The 14,990-nt window shown below is 66.7% G+C and carries 12 protein-coding genes and 1 tRNA gene; 9 read left to right on the top strand and 4 right to left on the bottom strand.

All coding sequences use genetic code 11. The annotated features are described in order from the left end of the window. Window positions 1-22 precede the first annotated feature (22 nt). From rph to AB6V31_RS07830, 6 genes are all read left to right on the top strand, one after another. The gene (gene rph / locus AB6V31_RS07855) at window positions 23-748 is read left to right on the top strand and encodes a ribonuclease PH (RefSeq protein ID WP_056230582.1); all 726 of its coding nucleotides are present in this window, start codon (window positions 23-25) and stop codon (window positions 746-748) included. 1 nt (window position 749) lies between these two features. Then, window positions 750-1,346, top strand: a complete 597-nt coding sequence (gene rdgB / locus AB6V31_RS07850) for an RdgB/HAM1 family non-canonical purine NTP pyrophosphatase (RefSeq protein WP_056230584.1) — start codon at window positions 750-752, stop codon at window positions 1,344-1,346. A gap of 78 nt (window positions 1,347-1,424) precedes the next feature. Next, window positions 1,425-2,342: a cation diffusion facilitator family transporter gene (locus AB6V31_RS07845; RefSeq protein ID WP_369364927.1), complete on the top strand. Its 918-nt coding sequence runs from the start codon at window positions 1,425-1,427 to the stop codon at window positions 2,340-2,342. A gap of 171 nt (window positions 2,343-2,513) precedes the next feature. Continuing rightward, window positions 2,514-3,200, top strand: a complete 687-nt coding sequence (locus AB6V31_RS07840; protein ID WP_369364925.1) for a hypothetical protein — start codon at window positions 2,514-2,516, stop codon at window positions 3,198-3,200. A 747-nt stretch (window positions 3,201-3,947) separates the two neighbouring features. Beyond that, complete coding sequence (locus tag AB6V31_RS07835; RefSeq protein WP_369364923.1) at window positions 3,948-4,487, top strand: hypothetical protein; 540 nt, start codon at window positions 3,948-3,950, stop codon at window positions 4,485-4,487. A 598-nt stretch (window positions 4,488-5,085) separates the two neighbouring features. Beyond that, window positions 5,086-5,427, top strand: a complete 342-nt coding sequence (locus AB6V31_RS07830; protein WP_113576093.1) for a hypothetical protein — start codon at window positions 5,086-5,088, stop codon at window positions 5,425-5,427. A gap of 1,313 nt (window positions 5,428-6,740) precedes the next feature. On the opposite strand, the gene AB6V31_RS07825 is transcribed toward AB6V31_RS07830, so the two are convergent. Then, window positions 6,741-9,179: an ATP-dependent DNA ligase gene (locus AB6V31_RS07825; RefSeq protein ID WP_369364920.1), complete on the bottom strand. Its 2,439-nt coding sequence runs from the start codon at window positions 9,177-9,179 to the stop codon at window positions 6,741-6,743. Between the two features lie 302 nt (window positions 9,180-9,481). Here AB6V31_RS07825 and AB6V31_RS07820 point away from each other — a divergent pair, with 302 nt between their 5' ends. Beyond that, window positions 9,482-10,339 (top strand): Ku protein, encoded by an 858-nt coding sequence (locus tag AB6V31_RS07820; protein WP_056230596.1) that lies wholly within the window; start codon window positions 9,482-9,484, stop codon window positions 10,337-10,339. On the opposite strand, the gene AB6V31_RS07815 is transcribed toward AB6V31_RS07820, so the two are convergent. Next, on the bottom strand, window positions 10,336-11,085 hold the full coding sequence (locus AB6V31_RS07815; protein ID WP_074696881.1) for a DedA family protein: 750 nt from the start codon (window positions 11,083-11,085) through the stop codon (window positions 10,336-10,338). The genes AB6V31_RS07820 and AB6V31_RS07815 overlap by 4 nt on opposite strands. A gap of 48 nt (window positions 11,086-11,133) precedes the next feature. Further along, window positions 11,134-11,215, bottom strand: a tRNA-Leu gene (locus AB6V31_RS07810). Window positions 11,216-11,343: 128 nt separating this feature from the next. Between AB6V31_RS07810 and AB6V31_RS07805 the strand changes: the two genes are divergently transcribed. Beyond that, window positions 11,344-12,363: an NADPH:quinone reductase gene (locus AB6V31_RS07805; RefSeq protein WP_369365084.1), complete on the top strand. Its 1,020-nt coding sequence runs from the start codon at window positions 11,344-11,346 to the stop codon at window positions 12,361-12,363. Between the two features lie 107 nt (window positions 12,364-12,470). On the opposite strand, the gene AB6V31_RS07800 is transcribed toward AB6V31_RS07805, so the two are convergent. Continuing rightward, window positions 12,471-13,709 carry an MFS transporter gene (locus AB6V31_RS07800; protein ID WP_369365082.1) on the bottom strand — a complete coding sequence of 413 codons (1,239 nt, stop codon included), beginning with the start codon at window positions 13,707-13,709 and terminating at the stop codon, window positions 12,471-12,473. 71 nt (window positions 13,710-13,780) lie between these two features. Between AB6V31_RS07800 and prfB the strand changes: the two genes are divergently transcribed. Then, entirely contained in the window at window positions 13,781-14,893 is a 1,113-nt protein-coding gene (prfB, locus tag AB6V31_RS07795; protein ID WP_056230598.1) for a peptide chain release factor 2, read from the top strand. The last annotated feature ends 97 nt before the right edge of the window (window positions 14,894-14,990 follow it).

The following is a 14,990-nucleotide window of genomic DNA, read 5'->3' as shown; positions in this document are numbered from 1 at the left end:
TTCCCGTTCCTCTGGAGGACTCATGACCCGCAAAGACGGTCGCACCAACGACCAGCTCCGCCCCGTCACCATCGAGCGCGGCTGGTCGGCGCACGCCGAGGGCTCGGCTCTCGTCACCTTCGGTGGCACGAAGGTGCTGTGCACCGCGTCGTTCACGAACGGCGTGCCGCGCTGGCTGACCGGCAAGGGCAAGGGCTGGGTCACCGCCGAGTACGCGATGCTCCCGCGCGCGACGAACAGCCGCAACGATCGCGAGTCGATCAAGGGCAAGGTCGGCGGTCGCACGCACGAGATCTCGCGCCTGATCGGCCGCGCGCTCCGTGCCGTCGTCGACACCAAGGCACTGGGCGAGAACACGATCGTCATCGACTGCGACGTGCTGCAGGCCGACGGTGGCACGCGCACCGCGGCGATCACGGGTGCGTATGTGGCCTTGGCGGATGCCATCGCCTGGGGCCGCGAGAAGAAGTTCATCGGTCAGCGCGCAGAGGTGCTGCGCGACTCGGTCGCGGCGGTGTCGGTGGGCATCATCGACGGAGAGCCGATGCTCGACCTCGCCTACGTCGAGGACGTGCGGGCCGAGACCGACATGAACGTCGTCGTCACCGGCCGTGGCCTGTTCGTCGAGGTGCAGGGCACCGCCGAGGGCGCGCCGTTCGACAAGCGCGAGCTCGATCAGCTGCTCGAGCTGGGTGTGAACGGCTGCGCCGAGCTGCGCGGCATCCAGACCTCGGTGCTCGAGGGCTGACATGGCGCGCATCGTTCTGGCGACGCACAACCCGCACAAGGTCGAGGAGTTCCAGGCGATCGTCGCCGAGGTGCGCCCCGACCTCGAGGTGATCGCGTACGACGGGCCCGAGCCGGTCGAAGACGGCGTGACCTTCGCCGCGAACGCGCTGATCAAGGCCCGCGCGGCCGCGGCGCACACGGGTCTGCCGGCGCTGGCCGACGACTCGGGCGTGGCGGTCGACGTACTGGGCGGATCGCCGGGCGTCTTCTCGGCGTACTGGGCGGGACACAAGAAGGACGCGACCGCCAACCTCGAGCTGCTGCTCGACCAGTTGTCGGATGTCGCCGACCCGCATCGCACGGCGCAGTTCGTGTCGGTGATCGCGCTGGTGCGTCCGGACGGCGGGGAGCAGACGGTCGAGGGCCGTTGGCCCGGGCGTCTGGCGACGGCACCCGCCGGCCCCGGCGGTTTCGGCTACGACCCGATCTTCATCCCCGACGGCCAGCCCGCGGGCGAGGAACGGACCGTGGGGGAGTGGACGGCCGCGGAGAAGAACGCGGCATCGCACCGGTCGCGGGCGTTCCGCGAGTTGGCGCCACTGCTCGAGACGCTCTGAGCGAGACCGACACCCGTTCTCATTCCCGAGTTGCTCGAACCGACGCGGCCGAGGCTGTGCCCGATCTAGCCTGGAGCTATGCACGATCACGCGCCCTCCGGTGGCATCCGGGATGCCAGCAATAGGCGCCTGCTCGCGACCGCCCTGGCCCTGACGGCCACGGTGATGGTCGTGCAGGTCGTGGGCGCGATCCTGACCGGGTCGCTGGCGCTGCTGGCCGACGCGGCGCACATGTTCACCGACGCCGCGGCCCTGGTGGTGGCGCTGATCGCCACCGCGATCGCCGCGCGCCCGGCGGACGATCGCCGCACGTTCGGCTACCAGCGCGCCGAGGTGCTGGGAGCCCTCGCGAACGGCGTGATCCTCCTCGTGCTGTGCGCCTGGATCGGCGTCGAGGCGGTGCAGCGCCTTCTCGCCCCCGCCGAAGCCGAGGTGCAGGGCGCGCTCATGCTCGTCGTCGCGGTCGTCGGCCTCGTGGCCAACGCGGTGTCGATGTTCCTGCTCTCGCGCGCGCAGAAGCGCAGCATCAACGTGCGCGGGGCCTACCTCGAGGTACTCGGCGACCTCATCGGTTCGGCCGCCGTGATCGTCGCCGCCATCGTGATCGTGACGACCGGATTCACGCAGGCGGATGCCATCGCCTCGCTGTTCATCGCCGTGATGATCGTGCCGCGGGCCATCGGCCTCCTGCGCGAGGTCGTGGTCGTGCTGACGGAATCGGCGCCCGTCGGCGTTCACGTCGCCGAGATCCGCGAGCACTTGCGTGAGGCGGACGGCGTGGTGGACGTGCACGACGTGCACGTGTGGCAGCTCACGCGTGGCGCCCCGGTGTTCAGCGCGCACGTCATCGTCGAGGACGCCGCCCTGACCGATGGGCGCGCGGCCGCGATCCTCGCGTCGCTGCAGACGTGCCTCGCCGACCACTTCGACGTGGAGCACTCGACGTTCCAGCTCGAGCCCGCAGGTCACGTGGAGCACGACTCGCGGCACGCGTGAATTCCGCCGCGGCTCGACCTTTCTCGGACAGCCGGCACCCCGACAAGCGGGTGAAGGCGGAGCTTGCTCAACCGCGTCGAGGGTGAATTCGCGGGTGGATTTCGCGTCGAAAACCCTTCATTTTCCGCGCCTCCGCGTTTTCGAGGGTCGAAGTGGACGCCATCCTGACGTGTGCCCTCTCCTCGCTTCGCCGCGTCCGTCGCGGTCTTCCTCGCCCTCGTCGGGGCTCTGACGCTGTCGCCGGCCGTCGCCCGTGCTTCGGGTCCGGTCACCTCCGCCAGCCCCGGCGACGTCGACGGTGACACTATCCCCGACACGATCGAACGCGCGGTGTGCGGCAGTTCGACATGCGCCACGGGCACAGAGGACGTGGACGGTGACGGGATCACCGACGCTGTCGAGGTTGCGTCGTGCGGAACGACGCGCTGCGCAGACCCTCGTGCCGACGCGGACGGGGACGGCATCCCGGATTTCGTGGAGCGCCTGGTGTGCGGTTCCGACACGTGCACCTCCGGCCGTGAGGACACGGATGGGGACGGGGTCCCCGACTGGGTGGAATTTGTCATCTGTGGGACCGCGACGTGTGCGACCGGCTCGGAAGACCTCGATGGTGACGGCGTCGCCGACGCGGTGAGCCTCCAGGCGTACGCGCTCTACCGGCAGAAACTCGCGACGACGGGTCAGGACGGGGATGGGGTTCCCTGGGCGGTCGGTGTCGGGGCGGCATTGATCTTGTGCGGTGCGGGCGTGCTGGCGGTGCGCGCGCACCGCCGCCCGAGACGTGACGCCAGCGAAGGTGCGGAGGTATTCGTTTCAACCTCGAAAGAGAACTCCCAAGCTGATAGTGGGGAGTGGTAGCGCTGATGCCTCTGTGCTGGCGAGCGTCTCAAATTCTCATCTAAGGAGTGGGTCTAAGATTGTCTGTTTTGGTGTCCAGAGAGTGGATGAGTCCGGCGAGGGCTGAGCCGCGCGGCTTGAATTTGCTCGCATTTAGCTGCGTAATTATTTTCGTCTTTCTGGCTACGCTCGGGGCCTGGTGGGCGCTGACAAAGCGCCATGACAGCGGTGAACTTATGATGTGGATCATCATGGCAGTGATTGTCCCGACAATCGCGGTCCTCAGTATGGCGCAACGTCATCGAAGCCTGCGGAATTGGGCAGTGGCGGAGTGCGGCTCAATCACGGGGGAGATCATAATTTTCTCCGACTCCTTCCATGGTGGCCCCATCTCTTCATGGAAAGATTGGAGGCGTGATCATCGAACAGGTGACGGCGCTCTCGTGCTGAGCAAGAACTTGTTAGAAGTAACTTTTCGCGGTTCGAACGAGCATTGGGTAACCCCTCTGGCATGCGTTTCGGAGGTGAGGGTCCTTAGGCTCTGGTTCGCGTCTATAGCCTCCCCGCAGCTTCGCCTTACGTTTACGGACGGACAAGTCTTTGTTGCAGCGGTGACCCGCGAGGGCGTGAAAGGAGCATTTGGTGTATCAGTCAGGCGGTTGATGCGAATTGCTGAGCAGATTGACGCGCAACGTTAGCGCGCGGCAGGTCTGGGTGTCTCTGATATTTCGCACCCTGCCGCGAAGGCAGTAGCGCGGAGGGTGTTGAATGATGAACGTCGAATATGCCTTCGCCGGGAGGGAAAGCGGAACGCAGATCAGGCCTACCTGCGTCGTGATGAGCGTTACGGAAGACGACGCCTCGATATGGCTTTCATGCTTTCGTGAAGCTATTCAATCCCTGGGTGTCGGTCCCCCTCTTGAGGACAAGGTGGGCGCCTCAAGAGCTGAGCTCGACCGTGGGACGCAGTTTCTGTTGAATTACCCCAGGATTCGAGGACAGCAAGCGATTCGCCATATTCTTATGAACGCTTTTGCGCTCAGTTCGGCTGAAGAGAAGTTTGTCCAACAGAACCTCCGCGCCACGGCTCGATTTGTCGAAATTTTCTCGGTTGATACCAGTGCTCCGCTGCTATTAACGACCTTGAACACGCTCCAGGCGACTCTGTCATGCGCGCATGAGATGGTGGCATACTTGTGGCCTCAAGAGGTGCGCACAATCACGGGCTACGACCCGCCGGAAATCAGTCAATTCGTTTCCTCTTTAACTCGAGGTCGTGACATCGGGCTGCTCATGAGTGGGGGCTGACGTTGCTCCTTACGGGCGACGGCTCCACTTTTCTATCGGTGAAGCCCGAGCGGGCCGCAAGATCGGCGTCACGGACGGTGGATGCCACTCGCCCGATGAAGCGTTTGATCGCGTCTCTATTGAAGGCATGGCGTCGAACGACCCCGACCGAGTGCACGAGCGGCTCATTCACCGACCCGAAACAGACTCACAAAACGACCATACTGAGGAACCATCGTGGCCAATCCACACGGCCTCCGAGATGACAACAGCGCAGCAATCGCACGCGGCGCCAACACCAATGTCCTCGACGCTCATCACCGGGTACACCGACAGCGTGGCGACGGGTGGGCTAACGGGGCGCCTCGACCCTCGTTCGAACAGATAAGACTTGCTTTGCAAAAAGGGCAGCCCTTTAGGCGGCCTGGAAATGATGGCATTGTCTTCGACTACAAAGGTGTTCGTGTAATTATCAAGAGAGCAATCCGTTCAAGTCGACTGGGTTCTTCAGTCCCGGAAGGTGAGTGATTTGTCAAAGTTTGATCAATTGGTGAGGTGGCATGATGAAACCATCACGTTCGGATCCGTGATCGGCCTATGGTCCGCGCAAGTTCTGAGAATGTCTGCAGACATGCGGGAATTCCCAGCTGAGGTAGTGGGAGAGTTTGGCTACGACGACTTCATGGACGCATTGTTCACGCGCACGTACCTCGAGCAGGCGGCGCTAGAACTAGAAATCACGCAGGGTGACCATGAGTACTACGCGATAAGGGCTTCCGATGAGCTCTTCCGTATTCTTACGCGTGACGATCCGAATCTCGTCATTATCGAATCCGAGCCAATGTTGGAGAAGCATCGGGCGGACGCAAATTTTTGGTGGACGCGTCGAATCCCCGACGGCGGTGCTCTCGGATATGAGGTCTGTCGGATGGTTCGGGCGGTGCGCGGCTTGAAGTACTAGGGGTGCGGCACACGAGTATCGAGTGGTCGGACTGGGGCGTCCCCAGCTTCTCCATCTCCGGGTGAAACGCCGCGGCCAGAAACTCGGGCGAGCGCGTCGACCCCGTCGCCGGTCTGGGGATGTTCTAAACCCTCGGGTACGACCGCCGATCGTGGTCATGGCATTCGAGAGACTCCTGGGAAGGCGTCCTCGGATCACCCTCCTCGATGAACGGGTACGCGTACGTCGAACGTAACCCGATCACGTCACGGGACCTCCTCGGCTTCCGGCTACTTGAGGGGGTGACTGGACTGACGGGAACTCCGTGCGGCCGCGATTCACCGCACCGGGGGTGTGGCCGCAGCTGAACGCAAGGGCACCGCGGTCGTCCTACAGCCCGTCCAAGACGTTCACGGGCTACGCGCTGACGCCTGCCTCGAAGACGGTGAAGCCCGTGGCTACGACACCACGATCGACGTCCGTGCTAACGGCGAGGCATGCCGCGGCTTGGCGCGAGACGACCGCAACGGTTGCGAATGTTTTGAAGTACGCCTCTTATGGATTGTCTGTGCTCTCGCTCGCGCTGACGGCCTTGGCCGCGAGGCCGAATTATCCGTTCGCGTCCCTCGCGACACTCGGGGCGCCAGACCTGATAGGAAGGATCGCACTTGGGGTTCACGGGCGAAGAATTGACGCTCGGGCTAGATCGCTAGGGGAGGTCGTCTTTTAATGTGTTTCCCAGATCAGCAAGACGGTATTTAGTCCGGGCGGATCTTGCACCGCGGCATAGATAGTACTCGTAAGCTTGAGCTTTTTACCGTTGGTTTCTTGATAAAATGAGGTATCAGTAATGAAATTCGGAGAAATCCTATCCTGGAGAGAGCGGCCAACGACACTGGCCGACGTGATGGGGTCGTGGACCTCTTACGTTCTTCAAATGGCGGCGGACATGAGAAAGTCCCCCGCGAGGGGGCTCTCGGGTACGAGATCGCGAGAGTAGCTCGCGCTAGAGCTGGTCTCGCGTACTGAGCAAAGATCGGGTCGATTGCGACGTACCAGTGGAACGAGCGCACGGTTGGCCGATCTCGGCCTCACCACGCTGCCCGAATTCCGCGGACGGGGGCTCGCCCTACCGTCCTGGCGATCGCTGCCGACGCGCTCGAAGGCGGCCACGAACCGCAGAACCGATGCCAGCTCGAGAATGCGCCGTCGGTGGCGCTGGCATCCGGGTTCCGCTCTCTTGGTGAATGGGCTGTCATCGTCGACCGAGGCAGATCGCGCGGGCGCGTGCGTCGCCCGCGGACGACTGTGTCCGGTGACGTGAACTGCGGCGATCAGTTCTCCCGCACGACCTCGCTGGGATCTTTGTCCGGCCGCAGCCCACGCCACCGCGCCTGCCGCAGGATCCCGCCCGCGGTGAACTCGGCGAACTCGACTTCGGCGACGAGCTCGGGCCGCACCCACAGCGCATCGCGCGCATCGGCCGCGGGTACGCCCACGAACGGATCGGCGTCGACGCGCAGCGGTTCGAGCAGCTCGGTCAACCGCGCGAGGGTCTGCTCGCCGAAGCCCGACCCCACCCGGCCCGCGTATTGCAGGCCGTCGGCGGTGGGCACCCCCACGAGCAGCGAGCCGATGGTCCCCGACCGATTGCCCTTCCCCGGACGGATGCCGCCGATCACGACCTCCTGCGTCCGCGAGTGCTTCACCTTGAGCCACTGCTCCGAACGCACCCCGCGGCGATACGTCGAGGTCGGGTCTTTCACGACGACCCCCTCGAGCCCGAACCGGCCGCTCGTCGACACCGCGGCATCCACGTCATCGAAGACGGGCGGCACGACGACCGGACTCCCGGCGTCGGCGGTGAGTTCTTCGAGCATCTCCCGCCGTTTCGAGAGAGGGAGGGATGCCACATCCCGGCCCGCCACCGAGAGCACGTCGAACAGGTACAGGTGCACGGGCGTGCGTTTCGCCTCACGCTCGACCTCGCGGGGCTGGGCGAGGTTCATGCGTTTCTGCAGGAGGGGGAAGCTCGGTCGGCCCCTGTCGTCGAGCGCGACGATCTCGCCGTCGAACACGGCCGGGTCGGGCCCGAGGCCCAGGTCGACGCTCGTCAGCTCGGGATAGGCGGCGGTCAGATCGTTGCCGTTTCGCGAGCGCAGGCGCAGTCGCTCACCGTCCCACACGCCCAGACCCCGGATGCCGTCCCACTTCATCTCCACCCAGGGAGAGCCCCAGCGGTCGGCGGCGGCGCGGGCGATCCCCGGCGTCGCGGAGGTGGCGAGCATCGGCCGGAGTTCGGCGACGGTGGGAGCGTCGATGGGCGACGGGGTCTTGGCACGGACGGGTTCGGGGGCGGGGGATCCGTGATCGAGAGCCACGACGGGGGTTCCCTCGCTCTGCGGTGTGCCCTCGGCATCCGTCTTCATCCGGTGCAGCAGCCACTGCGACTTCTCGCCCTGGCCCTCCGTGCGGATCAGCGCCAGGCGCACACGTCCCAGTGGGCCGTCGTCACGACCCTCGAGGGTCGCGATCACCTCGTCGTCGCGCCACTTCTCGAGCTCGTACGTTCCGGTGTCCCAGACGGTCATGATGCCCGCGCCGTACTCGCCGCGCGGAATCTCGCCGGCGAAGTCGAGGTACTGCAGCGGGTGGTCCTCGGTCATGACGGCGAGGCTGTTCTTCGCGGTCGTCGGGGGAACGCCCTTGGGGACGGCCCAGCTGACCAGCACGCCGTCGCGCTCGAGGCGAAGGTCCCAGTGCAGGCGGCTGGCGTGGTGCTCCTGGATGACGAAGCGGGGGAGCCCCTCGGGATCGGGCTCGCCGTGAGGAGCGTCGGGCACCGGCTCGGGGGTCTTACCGGCTGTGCGCTTGGAGATGTACGCGCGCAGGGGTCCGTGCGCTTCGTCGACCGGAGCCAGCGGATCGTCGGGACGCTCGAGCACCTCGCTGAACAACAGGTGTCGCAGGTCGGGGTCGTCGAGCTCTTCCCACGTACGCGGGGCGGCGACAAACGGACGCGGACGCCCGCGCAGGGAGTACGGCGCGATCGTGGTCTTCGAGCCGTTGTTCTGACTCCAGTCGATGAAGACCTTGCCCGGACGCGCGGCCTTCGACATCTGGCTCACGACGAGGTCGGGGTGGTCGGCCTCGATCGCGCGGGCGAGCTCCTTCGCGACCGCGCTCGCCGCATCGCTCGACTGGCGGCCGTCGAGGCGCGCGTACAGATGGATGCCCTTGCTGCCGCTGGTCACCGGGAACGGCTCGAGGCCGATGTCCTGCAGGATCGCGCGCGCCCACCGGGCAACTTCAGCGCACTCGGCGAGACCGACGCCCGGGCCCGGATCCAGATCGAGCACCAGCCGGTCGGGGTTCTGCCGCTCGCCGTCGGAGGCGAAGCGCCACTGCGGCACGTGCAACTCGAGGCTCGCGACCTGCGCGAGGTAGACGAGCGTCGGCAGGTCGTCGACGAGCGGGTAGTCCTTCGCGCCGCTCGAATGATCGATCGGAAAGCGCCGCACCCACGCCGGAGCGCCGGGCTCGAGGGCCTTGGCGAAGAACGGTTCGCCGGGGTCGGCATCCGTCCCCACTCCATCGGGCCAGCGCTTGCGCGTGAGCGGACGATCGGCGACGTGGGGGAGCAAAAGCGGCGCGATGCGCGTGTAGTAGTCGATCACCTCCCCCTTCGTGGTGCCGGTCTCGGGGTACAGCACCTTGTCGAGGTTCGACAGGCGCAGGCGGCGACCGCCGATGCGCACCGTCTGCTCCGTCATCGCCCCAGCGTAGAGCGGAGGGGGCGGCGGATGCCGAGGGGGTTGCGGGGGACGCGGCGGCGTCGTGGGATCACGGACACACCGAAGGAGGCAGGCGGCGGACGGCCGTCGGCGTGGCGCGGAGGGGCGGTGGGACGGCCGGATCTCCTGCACAGTGCACCCGGAGCGGGCGGCACAACTCCTGCAGATCGCGACGGATGGCGCGCGGGAGAGGGGCGCGGGGGTGGATCTGCAGGAGTTGTGCGCGGAGAGCGGGCACAACCCCCTCGGCATCCACCGCCTTTTCGGTGTTCACTGATCCCATGCGATCGATCTGGAAAGGCGCCCTGACCTTCGGCCTCGTCAACGTGCCCGTGAAGGTGTACTCCGCGACCGAAGACCATGACGTGTCTCTGCACCAGGTGCACAACGCCGACGGCGGGCGCATCCGATACCAGCGCATCTGCGAGATCGACGGCGAGGTCGTGCCATACCAGGACATCGACAAGGCCTACGACGATGGTGAACAGACGGTCGTGCTGACCAAGGATGATCTCGCGTCACTGCCGAGCGAACGCAGCCGCGAGATCGAGGTCGTCGAATTCGTGCCCAGCGACCAGGTCGATCTGCTGACCCTCGACAAGGCGTACTACCTCGAGCCCGACTCGTCGTCGCCCAAGGCGTACGTCCTGTTGCGCAAGACGCTCGAGCAGACCGACCGCACCGCGATCGTCCGCTTCTCGCTGCGTCAGAAGACGCGGCTCGCGGCCCTCCGCGTCCGCGGGGACGTGCTCGTGCTGCAGACCCTGCTGTGGGCCGACGAGGTGCGCGAGGCGGCGTTCCCCGCGTTGGACGAGAGCGTGCGCATCTCGGCGAAGGAGCTCGAGATGTCGGCCTCGCTCGTCGACAGCTTCTCGAAGGACTTCGACCCCGAGGAGTTCACTGACGAGTACCAGGCCGAGCTGCGCACCCTCATCGACGCGAAGCTCGAGCAGGGCGACGCGCTCGACACCGACGCCACCTTCGGCAAGAAGGAAGAAGAGGACGGCGGTGAGGTCATCGACCTCATGGAGGCGCTGCGCGCGAGCGTCGAGCGCAGCCGGGCCGCCCGCGCCGATAAGACCGAGGACGCGCCGAAGAAGAAGGCTCCCGCGAAGAAGAAGACGTCGAAGGCGTCTTAGCGCGTCGGCTGGTCTCCGTCTTCGAGGGTCTTCGGGTCGAGCGTGAGGGCCTCGGCCTCGGCGGGGGTGACGGCACCCTCGCGCTTGGCGGCGGCACGCTCGCGGAAGTAGTGGATCGCGATGAAGATCGCGGTACCGGCGACGGCGGCGAGCAGGATCACGTCGATGTACTCGGTGACGATGTCGCGGATGAAGGGGATGTAGCCGACCGCGTAGCCGAGCATCGTGAGACCGATGCCCCAGATGACCGCACCGATGAGGTTGTACAGCGAGTACTTCTTCCACGGCATGTGGCCCACGCCCGCCGCGATCGGGGCGAACGTGCGCACGACCGGCACGAAGCGCGCGAGAATCACGGTCAGTCCGCCGAAGCGCTCGAAGAACGCGTTCGTGCGCTCGACGTTCTTCTTGCTGAAGATGCCGGAGTCCTTGCGCTCGAAGATCGAGGGCCCGGCCTTATGACCGATGAAGTACCCGACCTCACCGCCGATGAAGGCGGCGACGCCGATCGCCAGGGCCACCCACCACGCGTTGATGCCGAACACGCCGTTAGGAGCCGCGGGAGTCGAGTGCGACAGCAGCCCCGCCATGATCAGCAGGGTGTCACCCGGCAGCAAGAAGCCGATCAGCAGACCGGTCTCGGCGAAGATGATGAAGCACACCACGAGCAGCGCCCACGGCTGCGAGTTGGTGATGATCGCCGCAGGGTCGAGCCACGGGAGCAGCGCGGTGGTGGTGTGGATCACATCGGTCCCGTCGGGTCGGAGAGTCGGTGCTGAGAACAGCGGATGCCGTGCGGAAGGGGGGACTTGAACCCCCACGCCCGAAGGCACAGGAACCTAAATCCTGCGTGTCTACCGATTTCACCACTCCCGCGAGTGTGCTCATTCTAAGCGTGCGGAGCGCGCCCACGATGTGAAGCAGCCGTCAAGCCCACGCCTGTTCCACCCGGCGCGACACGCCGCGGGGGAATGCTGGACGACATGGCATCCGTTCTCCCCTCCATGAAGGCGATCACGTACTCCCAGCCCGGTGACTCCTCCGTCCTCTCGCTCGAGGACCGTCCGCTGCCCGAACCCGGCCCCGGAGAGGTGCGCGTGCGCGTGACCGTCTCGGGCGTCAACCCGACGGATTGGAAGGCGCGGGCCACGACCGGGCGGCCCCTTCCCTTCGACGAGGTCACCCCGAACCAGGACGGAGCGGGAGTGGTGGATGCCGTCGGCGACGGCGTCGACACCCTGACTGTCGGTCAGCGGGTGTGGGTGTACCTCGCGGCGCACCAGCGTCCTCTCGGCACGGCGGCCGAGTACACGGTGCTCCCCGCGTCGCGTGCGGTCGCCCTGCCCGACGACGCCTCGTTCGAACTCGGCGCGAGCCTCGGGGTGCCCGCGATGACCGCCCACCGCGCGCTCACCGTGCACGAGGACGGCCCCTCGCGTCTGGCCCCCGGCGCGCTCGCCGGACGCACCGTCCTCGTGCAGGGTGGCGCCGGAGCCGTGGGGCACGCGGCGATCCAGCTCGCGGCCTGGGCCGGAGCCACCGTCATCGCGACCGTGAGCAGTGACGAGAAAGAAGCTCTCGCGCGGGCCGCCGGCGCCCACCACGTGCTGCAGTACCCGAGCGACGCGCTGGCCGACGGCATCCGGGAACTCGCCCCGAACGGCGTCGAACACATCGTCGAGGTCGCGATCGCCGACAACGCCGCCCTCGACGTCGAGGTGATCGCCAACCACGGAACGATCGGGTACTACGCCGACAACGGCGGAGACGACTTCACCGCCCCCGTGCGCGTGAGCTTCGCGAAGAACATCCGCTGGCAGGGACTGCTGCTGTACACGGTGGGGGAGCGGGCGCTGCTCGCCGCCGCCGAGGACGTCGCCGCGGCTGTAGCCGACGGCGCTCTGCCGGTGGGGGAGGACGCGGGGCTTCCGCTGACTTTCTTCGACCTGGCCGACACCGCCGCCGCGCACGACGCCGTCGAGCAGGGTGCGCTCGGCAAGGTGCTCATCCGCGTCGCGGAGTGATCTCCGCCTCGCGTTGCGCGTGAGGGGCCGGAAACTGTCGCTGGGGCGGACCCGAGGCGACAGTGAGTGACCCCTCACGCGAGAGACGACAGGGGAGTGAGGCCCCGTCAGCGGGTGCGCGGGACGTAGCGCGGCACCCACCGGATGAAGCCCGCCGCACCCAGGACGGCAATCAGTCCCATTGCGCCGACACCGACCGACAGGGATGCCACGGCCGTCAGGGCCGACACGATCAACGGAGCGACCGCGCCCCCGGCATCCGTCAACGTCCTCCACGAGCCGAGGAACGCCGCGGGATCGGTCGGCGGGGCGACGTCCGCACCGAGGGTGAGCAGGATGCCGCTCGACAAACCGTTCCCGACACCCAGGACCGCCGCGAACATGGCGTACCACATCGCCGCCGACGCCAGATCGTGCGTGAACGAGAGGGCGAAGAACCCCGCGCCCATCAGGATCATGGCCGGAAGGGCGGCCCAGAGGCGACCGAAGCGGTCCATCACCTGGCCACTCGCGTAGAAGAGCGCGAAGTCGATCGCGCCCGAGACGCCGACGACCACCGCGATCGTTCCGGCATCCAATCCGAGAGAGACGCCCCAGAGCGGGAGCACCACCTGCCGCGCCGAGCGCACGGCCGACAGCGACGACGCCGCCAGGCCCAGACGGGCGAGCACTCCGCGGAAGCGCCACATCGTGCGGAACACCCCGACCCGCTCGACGGTGGGGATCGCCCCGGTGACCGGCTCGCCCGTGTCTTCGGCATCGCGCGAGTCCCCGCCGCCCCGCCGCGTCGGCGACCCCGCGCCCACCGGCACGGCCTTCTCGGGATCGGGGCCGAAGAACACGAGCAGGATCGTGGCGACCTGGCACACGGCGAAGAACATGATGGATGCCGTCTCGGTACCGAAGACCGCCAACAGCGCCGCCGAGATGAACGGGCCGACGAACATCCCGAGACGGAACGTGCCGCCCAGCAGCGACAACGCGCGAGCACGGAAGGTCAGGGGAACCCTCGTGGTCATGAAGGAGTGACGGGCGAGCGCGAACGACGCCGCACAGAAGCCGATGAGGAACACCGCCGCGGTGAAGAACGCCAAGGACTGCGCGAACACGATTCCCAGCAGACCCGCCAGCACGACGATGCCGGCCACCCCCATCGTGACGCGCTCGCCGAAGCGGGCGACGGCCCAGCCTGCCGGGATGTTGCCGCAGAGCTGGCCGACGACGAGGGCCGCGGCCACGAGGGCGGAGAGAGCGACGTCGGCGCCGAGGCGGTTCGCGATGACCGGAATGAGGGGGATCACGGCGCCCTCGCCGACCGCGAACAGCAGCGTGGGGCCGTAGATCATCGGTGCGAAGCGCACCAGCACGTTCCGGGGAGAGTCGGCTGTCACCGTCTCCACGATAGGCTTGATGTCAAATGCTCGAACTCGATTTGACCGCCGACATCCAGGCGCTGCGCTCGACCTTCGCCGATATTCAGGCCGTGGTCGACGTCGACGCACTCAAAGCCGACATCGAACGCCTCAGCGAAGAGGCCGGTGCCCCCGACCTCTGGGACGACGTCGACAACGCCCAGAAGGTCACCAGCCGCCTGAGCCACAAGCAGGCCGAGCTCAAGCGGGTCACCGAGATCGAGCAGCGCCTCGACGACCTCGAGGTGCTCGTCGAACTCGCCATCGAGATGGACGACGACGAGTCCGCCGACGAAGCGCGCCGCGAGCTCGCCTCGCTGAAGGACGTCATCGGCCAGCTCGAGGTGCAGACGCTGCTCGACGGCGAGTACGACCCGCGCTCCGCGGTCGTCACGATCCGCTCCGGCGCCGGCGGCGACGACGCCACCGACTTCGCCGAGATGCTGCTGCGCATGTACCTGCGCTGGGCCGAGCGCCACAAGTACCCCGTCAAGGTCATGGACACGTCCTACGCCGAAGGCGCCGGCATCAAGTCGGCCACCTTCGAGGTCGACGTGCCCTACGCCTACGGCACGCTGTCGGTCGAGGCCGGAACGCACCGCCTCGCGCGCATCAGCCCCTTCGGTGGCGCCGACAAGCGACAGACGAGCTTCGCGGCCGTCGAGGTCATCCCCGTCATGGAAGAAGCCGTCGAGGTCGAGGTGCCCGAGGGTGACATCCGCGTCGACGTGTTCCGTTCGTCGGGCCCCGGTGGACAGTCGGTCAACACGACCGACTCCGCCGTGCGCATCACGCACCTTCCGACGGGCCTCGTCGTCTCGATGCAGAACGAGAAGTCGCAGATCCAGAACCGCGCGGCCGCCATGCGCGTGCTGCAGACCCGCCTTCTGCTGCTCAAGCGCGAAGAAGAAGCGGCCAAGAAGAAGGAGCTCGCCGGCACGATCACCGCGAGCTGGGGCGACCAGATGCGCTCGTACTTCCTCTACGGCCAGCAGCTGGTGAAAGACCTCCGCACCGGATACGAAGTCGGAAACCCGGCGGTCGTATTCGACGGCGACCTCGACGGCCTGATCGCGGCCGGCATCCGCTGGCGCAAGCGCAAGGACGACGACGACTGAGTCGTCCCCTCTCACGACAGAGAGCCCTCTGGATGCCGGCACCTCGGCATCCATAGGGCTCTCTCGGTTTCGCCACCCGGCGCGTCCTGTCGGCCTG

It is taken from the genome of Microbacterium sp. 16-032, from assembly GCF_041079455.1.
In the GTDB taxonomy this organism is placed as follows: domain Bacteria; phylum Actinomycetota; class Actinomycetes; order Actinomycetales; family Microbacteriaceae; genus Microbacterium; species Microbacterium testaceum_A.
The sequence above is the reverse complement of the archived record's forward strand: the minus strand, read 5'-3'. Positions and strand labels throughout refer to the sequence as shown.

Bases quoted from the DNA above. Each gene is read 5' to 3' on its own strand.
- rph (WP_056230582.1), top strand. From the start codon at position 23: ATGACCCGCAAAGACGGTCGCACCAACGACCAGCTCCGCCCCGTCACC.
- AB6V31_RS07825 (WP_369364920.1), bottom strand. From the start codon at position 9,179: ATGACGGAGCAGACGGTGCGCATCGGCGGTCGCCGCCTGCGCCTGTCG.
- rdgB (WP_056230584.1), top strand. From the start codon at position 750: ATGGCGCGCATCGTTCTGGCGACGCACAACCCGCACAAGGTCGAGGAG.
- AB6V31_RS07800 (WP_369365082.1), bottom strand. From the start codon at position 13,709: ATGATCTACGGCCCCACGCTGCTGTTCGCGGTCGGCGAGGGCGCCGTG.
- AB6V31_RS07820 (WP_056230596.1), top strand. From the start codon at position 9,482: ATGCGATCGATCTGGAAAGGCGCCCTGACCTTCGGCCTCGTCAACGTG.
- AB6V31_RS07835 (WP_369364923.1), top strand. From the start codon at position 3,948: ATGATGAACGTCGAATATGCCTTCGCCGGGAGGGAAAGCGGAACGCAG.
- AB6V31_RS07830 (WP_113576093.1), top strand. From the start codon at position 5,086: ATGTCTGCAGACATGCGGGAATTCCCAGCTGAGGTAGTGGGAGAGTTT.
- prfB (WP_056230598.1), top strand. From the start codon at position 13,781: ATGCTCGAACTCGATTTGACCGCCGACATCCAGGCGCTGCGCTCGACC.
- AB6V31_RS07805 (WP_369365084.1), top strand. From the start codon at position 11,344: ATGAAGGCGATCACGTACTCCCAGCCCGGTGACTCCTCCGTCCTCTCG.
- AB6V31_RS07845 (WP_369364927.1), top strand. From the start codon at position 1,425: ATGCACGATCACGCGCCCTCCGGTGGCATCCGGGATGCCAGCAATAGG.